The sequence below is a fragment of the Streptomyces aureocirculatus genome (assembly GCF_000720475.1).
Lineage (GTDB): Bacteria > Actinomycetota > Actinomycetes > Streptomycetales > Streptomycetaceae > Streptomyces > Streptomyces aureocirculatus.
In genome coordinates this window covers 188,292-203,661 of record NZ_JOAP01000002.1, presented here as the reverse complement: position 1 = coordinate 203,661, position 15,370 = coordinate 188,292, and the positions used below count along the sequence as shown (strand labels likewise).

Sequence of the window (15,370 nt, the reverse complement as noted above, 5' to 3'; positions counted from 1 at the left end):
CCGCATGCGCGGCGGCACCCATGTGGCCGCCGTCACCGACGCCCGCTTCGACCTGGCCGCGGGGGAGTGCCTCGCCCTCGTCGGCGAGAGCGGCTGCGGCAAGTCCGTGCTCGCGTCGGCGCTGCTCGGCCTGCTGCCCGAGAACGCCGAGACCGCGGGCGCCGCACTCCTCGGCGACGGCACCGACCTGCTCACCGCCGACGAACGCACCCTGGCCCGCACCGTGCGCGGACGGCGCGTCGGCCTCGTACCGCAGAGCCCCGCGGCGCACCTGACGCCCGTACGCACGGTGCGCTCCCAACTGGAGGAGACCCTGCGGGAACTCGCCGGGGTCCGCAGGCCCGACCTGCGCAAGGCCGCCGCTGCCGCCGCCGAGCGCGCGTCCTTCCCGCTCGGCCACCTCGACCGCTACCCGCACGAGCTGTCCGGCGGCCTCGCCCAGCGCGCCGCCACCGCCCTCGCGCTGATCGGCGACGCCCCGCTGCTCCTCGCCGACGAGCCCACCACCGGCCTGGACCGCGAGCTCGTCGACCGCACCGTGGACGAACTGCGCCGCCACGTCGGCGACGACCGCGCCCTGCTCCTGATCACCCACGACCTCGCGGCGGCCGAGCGCATCGCCGACCGCGTCGCCGTGATGTACGCGAGCCGCGTCGTCGAGATCGCCGAAGCGGACGCCTTCTTCGGCGACCCGGGACCGCGCCACCCCTACGCCCGCGGCCTCCTGAACGCCCTGCCCGACCGGGAGTTCACCCCCATACCCGGCATGCCGCCCGAGCTGTCCGCGCTGCCCGAAGGATGCGCCTTCGCCGCCCGCTGCCACCGCGCGGACACGGCGTGCGGGACGCTCCCCGCGCTCGCCGCACCCGGCGTCGCCTGCCACCACCCGGTCACCGCGGCGCTGGAGGCCCCCCGTGCTTGAACTGCGCTCCCTGACGGCCGGATACGACCGCCGCGCGCCCGTCGTCCGCGACGTCAGCCTCACCGTCGCGCCCGGCGAGTCCGTGGGCCTGCTCGGCCCCAGCGGCTGCGGCAAGTCGACGCTCGCCCGGGTCGCCGCGCTCCTGCACCAGCCGGACCGCGGCCAGGTCGTCGTCGACGGCGAACCGGCCCGCGGCTGGCGGCACCGGGCACCACGCGCCCAGCGCACCGCGTTCGGCGTCGTCTTCCAGCAGCCGCGCCTGTCGGCCGACCCGCGTCTGACCCTCACCCAGCTCATCGCGGAACCGCTGCGGGCCACCGGACGCGCCGCCGACGTCCAGGAGCGGGTGCCGGACCTCGCCCGCACCGTCGGCCTCGGCACGGACCTGCTCGGCCGCCGCCCGCACGAGGTCAGCGACGGCCAGCTCCAGCGCGCCTGCCTGGCCCGCGCCCTGGTCCTGCGCCCCCGCTGGCTGATCTGCGACGAGATGACGGCCATGCTGGACGCCTCCACGACGGCCGCGCTCGTGGCCGCCGTCGAGGAGTACCGCGCCGAGAGCGGCGCGGGGCTCCTTGCCGTGGGCCACGACCGGGTGCTGCTGGAGCGATGGTGCGAACGGACGGTGGAGTGGGGCGAGTTGGTGGGCGCGGCGCAGGGTGCCGCCGAGCGCCCGGCAGCGAAATAATCCCGTGCCCCGGCGCGCTGCCCCCGCTACGGTGGAGACGTCCAGGTGCGAAGGGGCGGGCTACTTCGTTCAGGGAACGGGCGGTCGCGGGTTCGAATCCCGTCGTCGACCCCGGGTCGGCGTAGCTCAGCGGCAGAGCACCATATCGCCTGCCCCGGCTTCTACCTCTGGACATCCGATGCGAGCCGTCTGCCCACGGGGGAAACCGGGCAGGCGGCTTCGTCGTACGCCTCGGGCCGGGCCGCCAAGGTGCCTTGCGGATTCAGTGGGCGGACGGGTCAGCCCCGCTCCACCACGAGCACCTCCGTCCCCCGCTCCCGCATCGCCCGCACCTCCTCCCGCGCCAGACCGTCGTCCACGACCACCAGGTCGAAGTCGGTCAGCGGCGCCAGGGCGTACAGGCCGTCGCGGGTGAACTTCGTATGGTCGGCGAGCAGCACGCGCCGCGTCGCCGCCGCCATCATCGCCCGCTTGACCTGCACCGTCTCCGGAGACGTGTGATAGCAGCGGCCGCGGGTGACCGCCGTGGTCGACATGAAGAGGACGTCCGCGCGGAACGCCGCCACGCTGTCGGCCGTGTGCAGGCCCATGAACGCGTCGTACGCGGGGAAGTAGCTGCCGCCGAGCGCGATGAGCGAGACACCCGGCTCCTTGGCCAGGGCCGTGATCGCGGGCAGCGAGTTGGTGAGGACGGTCAGCGGGGTGTGCCCGGTGAGTTCGCGGCTCAGACGCAGACAGGTCGTGCTGTCGTCGAGCAGCACCGTCTGACCCGGCACCAGGAGGCGGGCCGCGGCGCGCGCGAGGCGCTGCTTCGTCTGCGCCATCGCCGTCATGCGCTCGGCGACACTGCCGTGGAACTGCGCCGATGGCAGTGCCGTCGCCCCGCCGCGGACCTTGCGCAGCCAGCCCTGCGACTGGAGGAAGTCCAGATCGCGGTGGATCGTCATCAGGCTGACCCCGAACGCCTCGGCGAGGTCGGCGGCCCGCACGAAGCCGCTCTCGACCACCCGCTCCCGCACCTGCCGCCGCCGCTGCCCGCGCACATCGTCACGACCGGCCGCGCCCCCTTCCGCCCCTTCGGTGCCCGCTGCGGGCTCTTCCGCGCTGGCCGCGCGCCCCGCCGCACGCTCTCCCATGGACCTGTCTCCACCCCGTGCCCTGTGCCGTCCCCATGTGAAATCCCGGTGTGATGTTCTCACGTACTTCACGCCACCGGCATCCCAGGGCCCCAGTCAGGGGCGGACGGCCGCCGCCCGCGTCACACGGCGGCCGGGCCCGGCCGCGTGAGGATTTTCCCGGTGTTTGACGTGCCTTTTCGGCCAGCGGTTTGCTCACCCCAGCGCCGCGCACCGTCCGCCGTCCCGTCGCCCCACCGTCCCCAGGGGAGCTTCCATGACGAACACCCCCGTGCCGCCCGTCCCGGGCGACACCGCCCGGCCGCGTTCGCTGTTCACACGCGCCGGGATTCCGCAGCCCCTGTCCTGGGGCTACCTCGGACTGCTCGTCTTCATGACGGGCGTCGGCATCGAAGCCGGGTTCCTCTCCCCGTACCTCGAAGACCTCGGCATCTCCTCGTCGCAGGTCGCGATGGTCTTCACCGTGTACGGCGTCACCGGTGCCGTCGCGGGCTGGCTGTCGGGGGCGCTCTCCGACCTGTGGGGTCCGCGCCGCGTGATGTGGCTCGGCCTCGCCGCCTTCGTCGTCACGCACGTCTTCTTCCTCGCCGTCGCCGTACCGAGCGAGGCGTACCCGCTGCTCCTGATCGGCTACGGCCTGCGCGGCCTGGCCTACCCGCTGTTCGCGTACGCCTTCCTGGTGTGGATCGCCGCGGTCGCGCCGCCCCGGCAGATGGGCAGCGCCATGGGCTGGTTCTGGTCGGCGTTCTCGGCGGGCCTGCCGACGCTCGGCTCGCTCATCGCCAGCCTGCTCATCCCCCGGGTGGGGGAGCGCGGCACCCTGTGGGCCGCGCTCGCGGTCGTCGTCGCCGGCGGGCTCGTGGCACTGCTCCTGGTCCGTGAGCGCGCCGGGACCACGCGGCTCGCCCCGCCCGGGGAGAGCCCGCTCGCCGGGCTCGCCGGCAGCCTCACCATCCTCGTCAGGGAGCCGCGCGTGGGTGCCGGTGCCGTGGTGCGGATGCTCAACACGGCCTCGCAGTTCGGCTTTCTGGTGATGCTTCCGGCGTGGTTCCGGCACGAGGTCGGGCTTTCGAACGCCCAGTGGCTCAGACTGCTCGCCATCATGTTCGCCACGAACATCGTCACGAACCTGCTCTTCGGCGTCGTCGGCGACAAGGTCGGCTGGCGCGCGACGGTGGCCTGGTGCGGCGGCGTCGGCTGCACACTCTCGACGCTGCTCCTCTACTACGTCCCCGCGGCGGGCGGCGACCGGTACGCGCTGTGCGTCCTGGTCGCCGTGCTCTACGGCGCCACCCTGTCCGGGTACGTACCGCTCTCCGCCCTCATGACCGCCATCGCCCCCGCCCACAAGGGCCAGGCCATGGCCGCCCTGAACCTGGGGGCGGGGGCCTCCACCTTCGTCGGGCCGCTCGTCGTCAGCCTTTTCCAGGGGCCGCTCGGTGTGGCCGGTGTCGTCTGGATCTTCGCCGGGTTCCATGCGGTGAGCGCCGGCCTCACCCTCGTACTGAGGACCACGGCCGCGGACAGCGGCCCCGCACCGCGGCCCGGCGCGCCCGCCGTCACCCCCGCCCCTGCCTCCGTCTCGAAGGGTTCGTGAACCATCATGTCGGTACTCGCCATCGACGTCGGCACCACCATGATCAAGTCGGTTGTCTTCGACGACCAGGGCGGTGAACTCGCCGTCTCCCGGCTCGCGACGGAGGTGGAGCGCCGCCACCCCAACTGGGCGGAGCAGGACATGGCAGCCGTGTGGAACGCCGTCGTCCACACCGTCCGCACCGCTCTGTCCGCCCTCGCCGAACGCCCCTCGGGCGCCGACCCCGTCTGGCTGGTGACCTTCACCGCGCAGGGCGACGGCGCCTGGCTCGTGGACGCCGCGGGGCGGCCCACCGGGCCCGCCGTCCTGTGGTCCGACGGGCGCGCGGGCGACATCCTGACGCGCTGGGAGCGCGAGGGCGTCCTGGACGCGGCGTTCTGCCGCAACGGTTCGCTGACGTGCAGCGGCATGCCGAACGCCGTGTTCAGTTGGCTCGCCGCCCACGACCCCGACCGCCTCGCCCGCTCCAGCGCCTCACTGACCGCCGCGGGCTGGCTGTTCCTCAAGCTGACCGGCGTGACCGCGATCGACGAGTCGGACGCCTCCGCGCCGTTCCTCGACCACGCCACCGGCGACTACGCCCCGGACATCGTGGAGCTGTTCGGCCTCACCGCGCACGCACGGCTCCTGCCGCGGGTCCTCGGCGAGCACGAGCGGATCGCCGAGATCACCGGCGAGGCCGCGGCCCAGCTCGGCGTCCAGGCGGGCCTGCCGGTGGTGATGGCGCCGTACGACATCGCCTCCACCGCCCGCGGCGTCGGCGTCGTCAACCCCGGCCAGGCGTGCGGCATCCTCGGCACCACCATCTGTACGGAGATCGTCCGCAAGGACGTCGACACCACCGGCGAACCGTCCGGCATCAACATCGCCTACCGGGGCCGCGAGCGTGTCCTGCGCGCCTTCCCCACCCTGAACGGCGTCGAGGTGCTCGGCTGGGCCGCGCGCACCCTCCAGCTCCAAGGGCCGCCGGAACTGGGCGCCCTCGCGTTCTCCGCGCCCCCCGGCGCGAACGGCCTGATGTTCCTGCCGTATCTGTCCCCGGCCGGTGAACGCGCGCCGTTCCTCGACCCCCGCGCCCGCGGCGCGTTCTGGGGCCTGTCCCTCAACCACACCCCCGCCGACCTGGCACGCTCGGTGTTCGACGGTCTCTCCCTCGTCGTACGGGACTCGCTCGCGGCCTCCCGGACGAGCGTCACCGAGCTGCGGCTGTGCGGCGGCGGCGCCAACAGCGACGACTGGTGCCGCCTCATCGCGGACGCCACCGGCGTGCCCACGGCCCGCTCCGGCGACACCGAACTGGGCGCCAAGGGCGCCTTCCTCACCGGCCTCGTGCTCACCGGCGCCGAATCCAGCATGCACAGCGCCGCCAGCAAGTACGTGCGGATGCGCACCAGTTGGGAGCCGGACCCGGAGCGCGCCGGGTTCTACACCGGTCTGTACGAGGAGTTCCTGCGCTGGCGGGGGATCGCGCGGGACGCGGGGTGGACGGCAGCGGCGCCAGGAACCCGTACCGCCGCTGCACCCGGGACTCGTACCCCCGCTGCACCCGGGACTCGTACCCCCGCTGCATCCGGGGCTCGTACCCCCGCGGCGCCCGGAACCCGTACCCCCGAGGCGTCCGCGACGACCCCCGCCGACGCGACCGCCGCACCCTCAGGAGTTCCCCGTGACTGACCCGCACCGCCTCCCGCCCGACGCCGTCTGGCTCGGCCTCGACCTCGGTACGCAGAGCGCCCGCTGCGTCGCCGTCGACTCCGCGGGCACGGTGCTCGCCGCCGCGTCCCGGCCGCTGACCAGTCACCGCGACGGGAACCGGCACGAGCAGGACCCGGAGCAGTGGTGGACCGCGCTCGCCGCGGCCTGCCGCGAGGCGACGTCCGCACTCGACGATCCGGCCCGTGTCCGCGGCCTCGCACTCGACGCGACCTCCGGCACCATCCTCCTGTCCGACACCCACGGCACCCCGCTGACCCCGGGCCTGATGTACGACGACGGACGCGCCGCCGACCAGGCCGAGCGCGTCAACGCGGCGGGCGCGGAGGTCTGGAGCGAGCTCGGCTACCGCTCCATGCAGTTGTCCTGGGCGCTGCCCAAGCTGCTGTGGCTCCTGGAGCACGAACCCGCCGCCGCCCGCCCGGACGCACGGCTGCTGCACCAGCCCGACCTCGTCACCCGGCGCCTCGCGGGACGGCAGGTACCGAGCGACGCGAGCCACGCCCTGAAAAGCGGCTACCACCTCGTCGACGAACGCTGGCCCGCCCCGGAGTTCACCGAACTCGGCGTCCCCGCACAACTGCTGCCCGACGTGGTCCGCCCCGGCGCCGTGCTCGGCGCCGTGTGCGCGGCGGCCGCCGCGGCCACCGGCATCCCCGAGGGCACCGCCATCGTCGCCGGGATGACGGACGGCTGCGCGGCGCAGATCGGCGCGGGCGCCCTCGCACCCGGGGCGTGGAACTCGGTACTCGGCACGACCCTCGTCCTCAAGGGAGTGAGCCCGCACCTCGTGCGCGACCCCGGCGGTGTCGTCTACTGCCACCGCGGCCCCGGCTCCACCTGGCTGCCGGGCGGCGCGTCCGGCAGCGGCGCGGGCGTGCTCGCGCGCGAGTTCCCCGGAGCCGACCTCGCACGGCTCACCGCGGCCGGGGCCGCCGTCGACGACGACGCCGTCGCCTACCCGCTGGTGTCGAGCGGCGGCGAACGGTTCCCGTTCCGCGCCATCGACGCCGAGCCCTTCGTCCTCGGTCGGCCACGCGGGGAGGCGGGCCTCTTCCACGCGTACCTGCTCGGCGTCGCCTGCGTGGAGCGGCTGTGCTTCGACTACCTGGACCACATCGGCGCACCCGTCGAAGGGCCGCTGACCTTCACCGGCGGCGCGACGCGCAACCCCTACTGGAACCAACTGCGCGCCGACGTGCTCGGCCGCCCGGTGCACCTGCCCGCACAGGCCGAGAGCGCCGTCGGCATGGCGGTGCTCGCGGCGACGTCGAGCGGTGTGCCGGTGCGGGACGCCGCGGCCGCCATGGTGCGCACCGGCACCGAGATCGCACCGGACCCGGCGCGGACGGCGCGCTGGCTGCCCGTCCACATCGGCTTCGTCGACGCCCTGGCCGACCGCGGCCTGCTGCCCCCGGACTTCGCCGCCCACGCCCGCAGCAGAGCACACCGGTCGGCGACGCACCGGTGAGAAGACCACGCACGGACCGGTGAGAAGACCACGCAGTGAACCACGTGAGGACAGCGCAGTGACCCACCTCATCCTTGTACGCCACGGCGAGACCGTCTGGCACGACGGCAACCGCTACGCGGGCCGCACCGACGTCGCGCTCACCCCGCGCGGCCGGCTCCAGGCCGCCGAACTCGCCGCCTGGGCGGCCGGGCAGCACATCGACGCCGTGTTCAGCTCACCGCTGTCCCGTGCGCGCCTGACCGCCGCGCCCGCCGGTGAGGCCATCGGCGTGCCGCCCCGCGTCGACGAGCGCCTCAGCGAGGTCGACTTCGGGCGCGGCGAAGGCCTCACCCGGGCGGAGATGCGCGAACGCTTCCCCGGGGAGCTCGACGCGTTCCTCGACGATCCCGTCACCCACCACCTGCCGGACGGCGAGGACCCGCGCAAGGCCGCCGCCCGCGCGAGCGCCTGCCTCGCGGACCTCGCGGCCGAGTTCCCCGACGGCCGCGTCCTCGTCGTGGCGCACTCGACGCTGCTGCGCCTGACCCTGTGCCACGAACTCGGCATCCCGCTCAGCGCGTACCGCCGCGTGTTCCCGCACATGGACAACGGCGCGCTCACCGAACTGCGGCTGCGCGGCGGCCAGGCGTCGCTCCTTCGCTACAACGCGCCCGCGCACCCCACGCACTGACCGACGGCCCACGCGCCGACCGGCATCCCCCGTACAGAAAGAGGCCCTGATGAGCACCACCGGAACGACCGGCACCACCGTTCTCGCCGCGGGCGACCACTTCGTCCTGCCGCGCCTGCTCGGTGCGGAGGTCCGCAAGGCCGTCGGCGGTGCCGTGGCCGTGGACGTCCGCGAACTCACGCTGCCCTGGCCGCACACGCCGTTCGGCCCCGTCGGCGAGGTCATCGAGGCCTCCGGCACCGAGGACGAGCTGATCGAGGCGCTGCGCGGCGCCGAGGTGTGCGTGACACAGATGGCGCCGCTCACCGAACGGGTCCTCGCCGCGAGCCCCGGCCTGAAGCTGGTGTGCGTCAGCCGCGGCGGGCCCGTCAACGCCAACCTGGAGGCGGCCACCCGGCACGGCGTCGCCGTCTGCTACGCCCCGGGCCGCAACGCCGTCGCCACCGCCGAACACACCCTCACACTGCTCCTCGCCGCCGCGCGCGGCGTCGGCGACACGCACACCGACCTGCGCGAGGGCGTCTGGCGCGGCGACTACTACGACTACGACAACTGCGGCATCGAGATCGAGGGCGCGACCGTCGGTCTGGTCGGGTACGGGGCGATCGGCAGCCGCGTCGCACGGATCCTGGTGGCCATGGGCGCCGAGGTGCTCGTGCACGACCCGTACGTGTCCCCGCGGGCGCTCACCGGCATCGCCGAACCCGTCACGCTCGACGAGCTGCTGACGCGCTCCCGCATCGTGTCGCTGCACGCGCGCGTCACCGCCGAGACCACCGGGATGATCGGTGCCGAGCAGATCGCGCGGATGCCGCGCGGCTCGATCCTGGTGAACTGCGCCCGCGGCGCGCTCCTCGACTACGACGCCGCCTGCGACGCCCTGGACAGCGGACAGCTCGCCGGCGCGGGCTTCGACGTCTACCCGCGGGAACCGGTCCCCGCCGGATCCCGCATCCTCACGACCCCCGGCGTCGTCATGACCCCGCACATCGCGGGCGCCAGCCAGGAAGTCGCCCACAAGGCCGCCCGTATCGTCGCCGCGGAGGTCGGCCGCCACCTGCGGGGCGAGCCCCTTGCGCACTGCGCGAACCCGGAGGTACGGGGCTGACCGCGCACGCGGTGAACTCACGGCGTCGACAGCGCCAACTCCCAGGACAGAGAGGTTTCGTGGCGCGAGCGGAGCCTCATACTCACGCTGTCCCCACCCCACCCTGTCCTTTGGGAGGTACCCCATGGCCTTCACCCGCCGCAGAGCCCTGACCACCCTCGGCGCGGCCGTCGCGACCGCCGTCGCCACGCCCGGCCTGGCACACGCCGCGACCCCGGCCGCCCCGGCCACGCGGTCCCCGGGCCCCGCGCCCGCGGGAGCACGACGCCACCGCCCCCGTCCCCTCGCCCAGGCCCACGCCCACAACGACTACGAACACGCCCGTCCCCTCCTGGACGCCCTCGACCACCGCTTCACCAGCGTCGAGGCCGACATCTTCCTCGTGGACGGAAAGCTCCTGGTCGCCCACGACCCGGAGGACCTCGACCCGGCCCGCACCCTCGAATCGCTGTACCTGGACCCGCTCGCCGCCCGCGTCCGCACCCACCACGGCTCCGTGTACGCCCGCCGGCAGGGCCAGTTCCAGCTCCTGATCGACATCAAGACCGAGGGCGCGTCGACGTACCGCGAGCTGGATCTGCGCCTTCGCCGCTACCGGCACCTGTTCACCACGTACGCCCACGGCAAGGTGTACCGCTCCGCCGTCACGGCCGTGATCTCCGGCGACCGCGCGGCCCGGGTGCCGATGGTGGGGCAGCGGGTGCGCCGCGCCTTCTACGACGGCCGTCTCGCCGATCTCGGCACCGCGGCCCCCGCCTCCTTCATCCCGCTCATCAGCGACAACTGGTCGCTCAACTTCACCTGGCGGGGCGTCGGCCCGATCCCGCCCGCCGAACGCGGGAAGCTGCGCGGCATCGTCTCGGCGGCGCACCGGCGGGGACAGCGCGTCCGCTTCTGGGCCACCCCCGATCTGCCAGGACCCGCCCGCGACGCGGTGTGGGGTGAACTCCTCGCCGCCGGTGTCGACCACCTCAACACCGACGACCTGGCGGGCCTCCAGGCGTTCCTCGACGCGCGCGGAAGGTAACGGCCCGTACGCCCGGACTCCCGGGAAACCACTCGTCCGGCAGACACGCCGGTCGCCCGGACAAACCCTCCGCTACGCCACACTTGCGGCCGAAAGGCGTGATTCCGGCGTGGCGGAGGAGGTCCGTGATGGCTGTTTCGATTTCCGTGGGGCTGTTGCTCGCGATCGTGGCGGTGATCCTGCTGCGCAGCGGGGGCATGAAGGTGTCGCACGCCGTGGTGTGCGGGCTGCTCGGCTTCTATCTCGCGAGCACGAGCGTCGCGCCCACCATCCACAACGGCATGACGGCGACGGCGGACATCGTCAGCGGAATCCACCCTTGATGCCTTGCTGCCCTGATGCCCTGATGCCCTGACTTTCCGGTCGTGGCCGGTCGTGGCCGGTCGTGGCCGGTCGTGATCATGATCGTTTCTGTCCCGTGAACAACTCCCGTACATTCATGGACACTTCAAGGGGTCGGCCCTAACTTCGCCCCATGCCACGCATCGCCCGAAGCAACCGAGGCCGCGCCCGCGGCGGCGTCCTCGCCCTGTGCCTCGCCCTGACGGCCGCCGCACTCCCGGCCCTCGCCGCCCCGGCGTACGCGGACGAGATACCCAACGCCCCCGGCCACCGGCTCGTCGAGCCGTACACCGGCGCGCCCGCGACGCCCCGCCCCGTCCCCGGCACCCCACCGCCCCAGCACCCGTACCTGGCCGCCAACGGCCGCAGCGGCATGCACGCGGACGCGGCGGGCAGCGGAACGTACCCCTGGAGCGGCCCACTCGGCCGTGCGCCGGAGGTGACCAGCGAGAAGATGGCCGCCATCGGCGGCGAGTGCGCGACCGTCACCTTCGACAAGGGCGGGCGCCTCGTGACCGTCTGCGGCACCTTCACCGGGTTCCTGGTGAAGCTTCTCGACCCGCGGACGCTGCGCACGCTGGCGGAGCACAAGCTGCCTCAGCGTCCCTCCACCGTCGAGGCCATCACGCGGCTCGACTTCTCCAAGATCTTCAAGGACACCTCGGGCGGCGCCTACGCGTACCTGGACGACCGGGACCGGCTGGTGCTCGCCGACTCACGGCAGCACATCGTCAGGCTCGCCCACGAGCAGGCGGCCGACGGCACCTGGCGCTTCGTCGTCGAGGACGACTGGGACCTGACGGCGCACGTCCCGCACGACTGCGTGTCCTGGACCAACCTGTACCCCACGGGCACCTGCGACCCGGTCACCTCCGTCATGCCCGACTGGGACGGCAGGATCTGGTGGGTGACCCGGCAGGGGCGCGTCGGCACCGTCCACCCGCGCACGGGGGACATCCGCTCGGTCCGGCTGACCGGCGAGGAGATCCAGAACTCGTTCTCCGTCGCCGCCGACGGCGTCTCGATCGTCTCCGACCACGCCCTGTACAGCTTCGAGGCCGCGCCCGACGGCACCCCGAAGATCCTGTGGCGCGAGACCTACGACCGCGGCACCGGCACCAAACCGGGCTCGGTGAACCAGGGTTCGGGCACCACCCCCGACCTGTTCGGCACCGAGGATGACTACGTCGCCATCACCGACAACGCCGACGGCCGCATGAACGTCCTCGTCCACCGCCGCGACCCCGGCATACCCGCGAGCCGCCGCCAGGTCTGCAAGGTCCCGGTGTTCGGCGCCGACGCGTCCACCACCGACAACTCCATGGTCAGTCACGGCAACAGCCTCGTCGTCGAGAACAACTACGGCTACGAGAACGTCACGTCGCTCACCTTCGGCCGCAGCGTCGTCGGCGGCGTCACCCGGATCGACGTACGCGCGGACGGCAGCGGCTGCGACACGGTGTGGGAGAGCCCCGTGCGCTCCCCGTCGACCGTCCCCAAACTGTCGGCCGCGAACGGGCTCCTCTACTTCTACACGAAGGAACCGCACCGCCTCGGCGTCGACGCCTGGTACCTGACCGCCGTCGACTTCCGCACCGGTGAGCCCCGCTGGAAGCGGCTCACCGGCACGGGCGTCGCGTACGACAACAACTGGGCGCCCGTGACCCTCGGCCCGGACGGCACCGCGTACGTCGGTGTGTTCAACGGCCTGGTGGCGGTGCGCGACGCGGGGTGAGGCCGCTCGCCCGAGAACGCCCGCTCGCCCGAAACGCCCGCTCGCCCGAGAACGCCCGCTCGCCCGAGAACTACATGCCCGAGAACTACTGTGCCGGAGAACTACTTGCCCGAGAACACCGCGATGCCGTTGGGCACGGGCCGTTCCGCGCCGCCGCTCGGATGGTTGCGCACCGACACCGCTGGCGCGCCCGGTGCCCGCGCGGCCAGGGTGCTCGAACCGCCGCCGTCCAGGCTGAAGCCGTCGTCCGCGCCGAGGGTGCGCAGGGCGGCGGCGACCTCGGCGATGGTCAGTCCGGTGCGGAACTCGGCGGCGCCGTCCAGGGCGAGCAGGAAGAGACGCCTGCCGTCGGCGGAGACACCGGCGGCGGTACGCACCGCGGAGACCTTCGCGTCGAGCCCGGCCAGCGGCGCGCCGTCACGCAGCACGGGATAGCCGCCGAGCGCGAAGCCGTACGGCACCCGGGAGGCGGACGCGACGAGGCGGTGCCGCACCTGCACCGAGTCGCCTACCGACAGCTTGCGCAGCTCCTTGGCGCCCGCCTCGCGGCCGACGAGGACCGTGGTGTCCGCCGCGATGGCGCCGCGGCCGGGCGTGTCGGCTGCCGCGGCCACCTTGCCTTGACGCACCGTCACCTCGTAGGTGTCCGTGCTGCACGGCGCGCCCCGGTCCGTGTCGGTGCCGCAGGTCGCACGCACCCGTGAGGTGCTGCCCCACAGGCTGGTGAACGCGCCGATCGAGCCCTCCGCCAGCGCGTACTGGTTGAGACCGCGCAGCGGTTGCCGCCCCTGCCGGGAGTTGATGTGGCCGTCCAGGCTCATGCGGTCCAGGCGGGCCCTGCCGTCGGTGCCCACCCCCAGGACGTCCTCGGTGGTGGTGCCGGGCGGCAGCGCGGGCCCGAACCGCTGGCCGTCGGGAACGGCCGCCTTCAGCGGGCGGCCGGCGGCGACGGCGGGGCCCACGGGCGCACCCGTGGCTTCGACACCGGGGTGCTGGGTCTCCGTGATGTTGAAGAAGTCGCCGTTGACTCCGGCGACCGCGCCCGCCCGGTCCGCCATCGCGGACACCGCCTGGCGGGCGCCCACCGCACCCGGGTGGAGCAGGCCGACGCGGACGCGCGGGTCCCGCAGGTTCACGTCCAGGACATGGGCGTGGGCCGTGCCGTTCGCGGCCGGGATGTCGTAGTCGCGGTACGCCACGCCGGGGGCGATCCGCATGCTCCCCGACGGGCCGCCGGGGGCACCGCCGGAAACGGCACCGGCCGGTGTCGCCCCGGTGAGGGCGACACCGGCCAGCGTGGTCAGAGCCGTGAACAAGGTCAGCGCACCTCTGCCGCCCGCCCACCGCCGGGAGCCGGTTCCGCACCGTCCACCACACTGCGTACGACGTGTCACGAGTCCCCCTCTGATAGGAGCCGGGCCGCCCAACTTTCCCAGTGCCAGGAGGACTTGACCAGACAGTGGTGGCTAGCTGCCGACCAGCCGGGAACGGATGAGGAAACGCACCCCTTCGGGCGCCTCCAGGGAGAAGCCGCTGCCCCGGCCCGCCACCACGTCGACGATGAGCCGGGTGTGGCTCCACACCTCGAACTGGGTCTTGGACATCCAGAACGGTACTGGCTCCGACACCCCCGCCACGGTGAGCGACGCGAGCAGAATGTCGGAGTCACCCGTGCGGAACTCTCCGTCCGGATAACACATCGGCGCGCTGCCGTCGCAGCAGCCGCCGGACTGATGGAACATCAGCGGGCCGTGGGCCTGCCGCAGCTTCCGCAGCAGATCGGCGGCGGCCGGTGTCAGCTCCACGCGAGGGGTGTCAGCCATGGCTCGTGAGTCTCCCGTCCGTGGGCGAATCGTGCCTGCGCCGACCAGTGAAGGGTCCTCGACGTTGCGAGGAGGTTGCAGCGGCCCGAGAGGCTGGGATGCTATGAGCTGATAAGTCGGACATGGTGCGCCCAGTGTCCTGCTGACGGGACACTCGGTGCCATGCCTTGCCCGCGGGTTCGGCGCCCTCATGGGCTCACCGCCGGACCGCGATAAGCCGTCTCCTGAGTTCTGTCACCACGGTGTACCGAATAAGCGGGCCCGCTGTTCTGTTCAGAGGAACTCTGCCGACGATATGGAACGTTGACGTGTGTTCCTGATAACTCGGCAGAACTGTTCCCCTGTTTGTGGAGACCCGGCCCGCGAAATCCCCTGGGTGTGGCTTCCGGCAATGCTCCCGGGCCCTTCGGTGAAGGCGTGAGAAGGGTTGACGAGGCCCGGCCCACCTGTTGTTCACATCCTTCGCGGCAGGGCGTCCAAGTCCCGTAACCATGGCGCGGTTTAAGATTTCGTCAGCAGTCCGGCCGGGTTCTGAAGGCGCTTGACTCCACGGCCCGCAGGACGGAGTCTTTGCTGGTGTTCGGGGGTCGCTCAGGGAACGGGGTGAGCGACCGGGACGAACCGAGAACCAACGGAACGGGCGCCCAGTAATCGCTCGTTCGGCAGGGACACGAGGAACACGCGACGGGGATGCGGGGGCATCGGCCCCAGGGCACGCACTCTGTCGCGTGCCCTTGAGTGAGAAGAGCCGGAGCGATCGTCCGGTGATCAGGTTGCTGGACCGTGGATCGCCACTGTGGGGGCGATCGCGCTGGGTTCTTTTAAGCACAGTTCATTGAAGGGGGAGCTCAATGGCGCGGAGCCGCCATCGCCGGCCGGGGGAAATTCGAGAACCGGCCGCGCGGCCGCGAGCCGTGACGTCGACAGCGGTGCCGGTGCTCCCCGGCGCCGACGAGCCGGAGCGCACGGGGAAGCCCCCTGCCCGCTGTCGAACATCTGGTTGCTGCCGAACGACTTGAGTTCACGCTGCGCAACGACGCGCCGCAGGCCCCGGTGACAGACGCGGCGGATGCCGCCACCGGTCAGAACCGCGCCTCCGGCAGCGGCAGGGACACCCGTGCGGGGTTCTTTGCCTCAT

General features: G+C 73.0%; 13 protein-coding genes. 10 read left to right on the top strand and 3 right to left on the bottom strand.

Annotation, left to right across the window (positions count from 1 at the left end; all coding sequences use genetic code 11):
- The first annotated feature begins 4 nt into the window (after nucleotides 1–4).
- Nucleotides 5–922 carry an ABC transporter ATP-binding protein gene (locus tag IG78_RS0102745; protein ID WP_225882075.1) on the top strand — a complete coding sequence of 306 codons (918 nt, stop codon included), beginning with the start codon at nucleotides 5–7 and terminating at the stop codon, nucleotides 920–922.
- Nucleotides 915–1,607, top strand: coding sequence for an ABC transporter ATP-binding protein (locus IG78_RS0102740; protein ID WP_030559441.1), 693 nt, complete (start codon nucleotides 915–917; stop codon nucleotides 1,605–1,607). Before IG78_RS0102745 ends, IG78_RS0102740 begins: the two co-directional genes overlap by 8 nt.
- Nucleotides 1,608–1,885: 278 nt before the next feature.
- Here the strand turns inward: IG78_RS0102740 and IG78_RS0102735 are convergent, their stop codons facing one another.
- The gene (locus IG78_RS0102735) at nucleotides 1,886–2,743 is read right to left on the bottom strand and encodes a DeoR/GlpR family DNA-binding transcription regulator (RefSeq protein ID WP_078965094.1); all 858 of its coding nucleotides are present in this window, start codon (nucleotides 2,741–2,743) and stop codon (nucleotides 1,886–1,888) included.
- Between the two features lie 256 nt (nucleotides 2,744–2,999).
- Between IG78_RS0102735 and IG78_RS0102730 the strand changes: the two genes are divergently transcribed.
- The 8 genes from IG78_RS0102730 to IG78_RS0102695 all read left to right on the top strand — a co-directional run bounded on the left by IG78_RS0102730 (nucleotide 3,000) and on the right by IG78_RS0102695 (nucleotide 12,409).
- Nucleotides 3,000–4,340 (top strand): MFS transporter, encoded by a 1,341-nt coding sequence (locus IG78_RS0102730; RefSeq protein WP_030559439.1) that lies wholly within the window; start codon nucleotides 3,000–3,002, stop codon nucleotides 4,338–4,340.
- A gap of 6 nt (nucleotides 4,341–4,346) precedes the next feature.
- Nucleotides 4,347–6,014 carry an FGGY family carbohydrate kinase gene (locus tag IG78_RS0102725; protein ID WP_225882063.1) on the top strand — a complete coding sequence of 556 codons (1,668 nt, stop codon included), beginning with the start codon at nucleotides 4,347–4,349 and terminating at the stop codon, nucleotides 6,012–6,014.
- Nucleotides 6,007–7,524 (top strand): FGGY-family carbohydrate kinase, encoded by a 1,518-nt coding sequence (locus tag IG78_RS0102720; RefSeq protein WP_030559436.1) that lies wholly within the window; start codon nucleotides 6,007–6,009, stop codon nucleotides 7,522–7,524. The genes IG78_RS0102725 and IG78_RS0102720 overlap by 8 nt, the downstream gene beginning before the upstream one ends.
- Before the next feature lie 58 nt (nucleotides 7,525–7,582).
- Entirely contained in the window at nucleotides 7,583–8,197 is a 615-nt protein-coding gene (locus tag IG78_RS0102715) for a histidine phosphatase family protein (RefSeq protein WP_030559435.1), read from the top strand.
- 49 nt (nucleotides 8,198–8,246) lie between these two features.
- Nucleotides 8,247–9,305 carry a 2-hydroxyacid dehydrogenase gene (locus tag IG78_RS0102710; RefSeq protein WP_030559434.1) on the top strand — a complete coding sequence of 353 codons (1,059 nt, stop codon included), beginning with the start codon at nucleotides 8,247–8,249 and terminating at the stop codon, nucleotides 9,303–9,305.
- A gap of 124 nt (nucleotides 9,306–9,429) precedes the next feature.
- Complete coding sequence (locus IG78_RS0102705) at nucleotides 9,430–10,332, top strand: phosphatidylinositol-specific phospholipase C/glycerophosphodiester phosphodiesterase family protein (protein WP_030559432.1); 903 nt, start codon at nucleotides 9,430–9,432, stop codon at nucleotides 10,330–10,332.
- Nucleotides 10,333–10,460: 128 nt separating this feature from the next.
- A complete protein-coding gene (locus tag IG78_RS0102700) occupies nucleotides 10,461–10,655 on the top strand; it encodes a hypothetical protein (protein ID WP_030559430.1) in 195 nt (64 codons plus the stop codon).
- Nucleotides 10,656–10,807: 152 nt separating this feature from the next.
- Entirely contained in the window at nucleotides 10,808–12,409 is a 1,602-nt protein-coding gene (locus tag IG78_RS0102695; RefSeq protein ID WP_030559429.1) for a hypothetical protein, read from the top strand.
- 101 nt (nucleotides 12,410–12,510) lie between these two features.
- Here the strand turns inward: IG78_RS0102695 and IG78_RS0102690 are convergent, their stop codons facing one another.
- Both IG78_RS0102690 and IG78_RS0102685 read right to left on the bottom strand, forming a co-directional pair.
- Nucleotides 12,511–13,608 (bottom strand): phosphodiester glycosidase family protein, encoded by a 1,098-nt coding sequence (locus IG78_RS0102690; RefSeq protein ID WP_404827692.1) that lies wholly within the window; start codon nucleotides 13,606–13,608, stop codon nucleotides 12,511–12,513.
- Between the two features lie 267 nt (nucleotides 13,609–13,875).
- Nucleotides 13,876–14,232, bottom strand: a complete 357-nt coding sequence (locus IG78_RS0102685) for a DUF779 domain-containing protein (protein ID WP_030559426.1) — start codon at nucleotides 14,230–14,232, stop codon at nucleotides 13,876–13,878.
- Nucleotides 14,233–15,370: the final 1,138 nt, after the last annotated feature.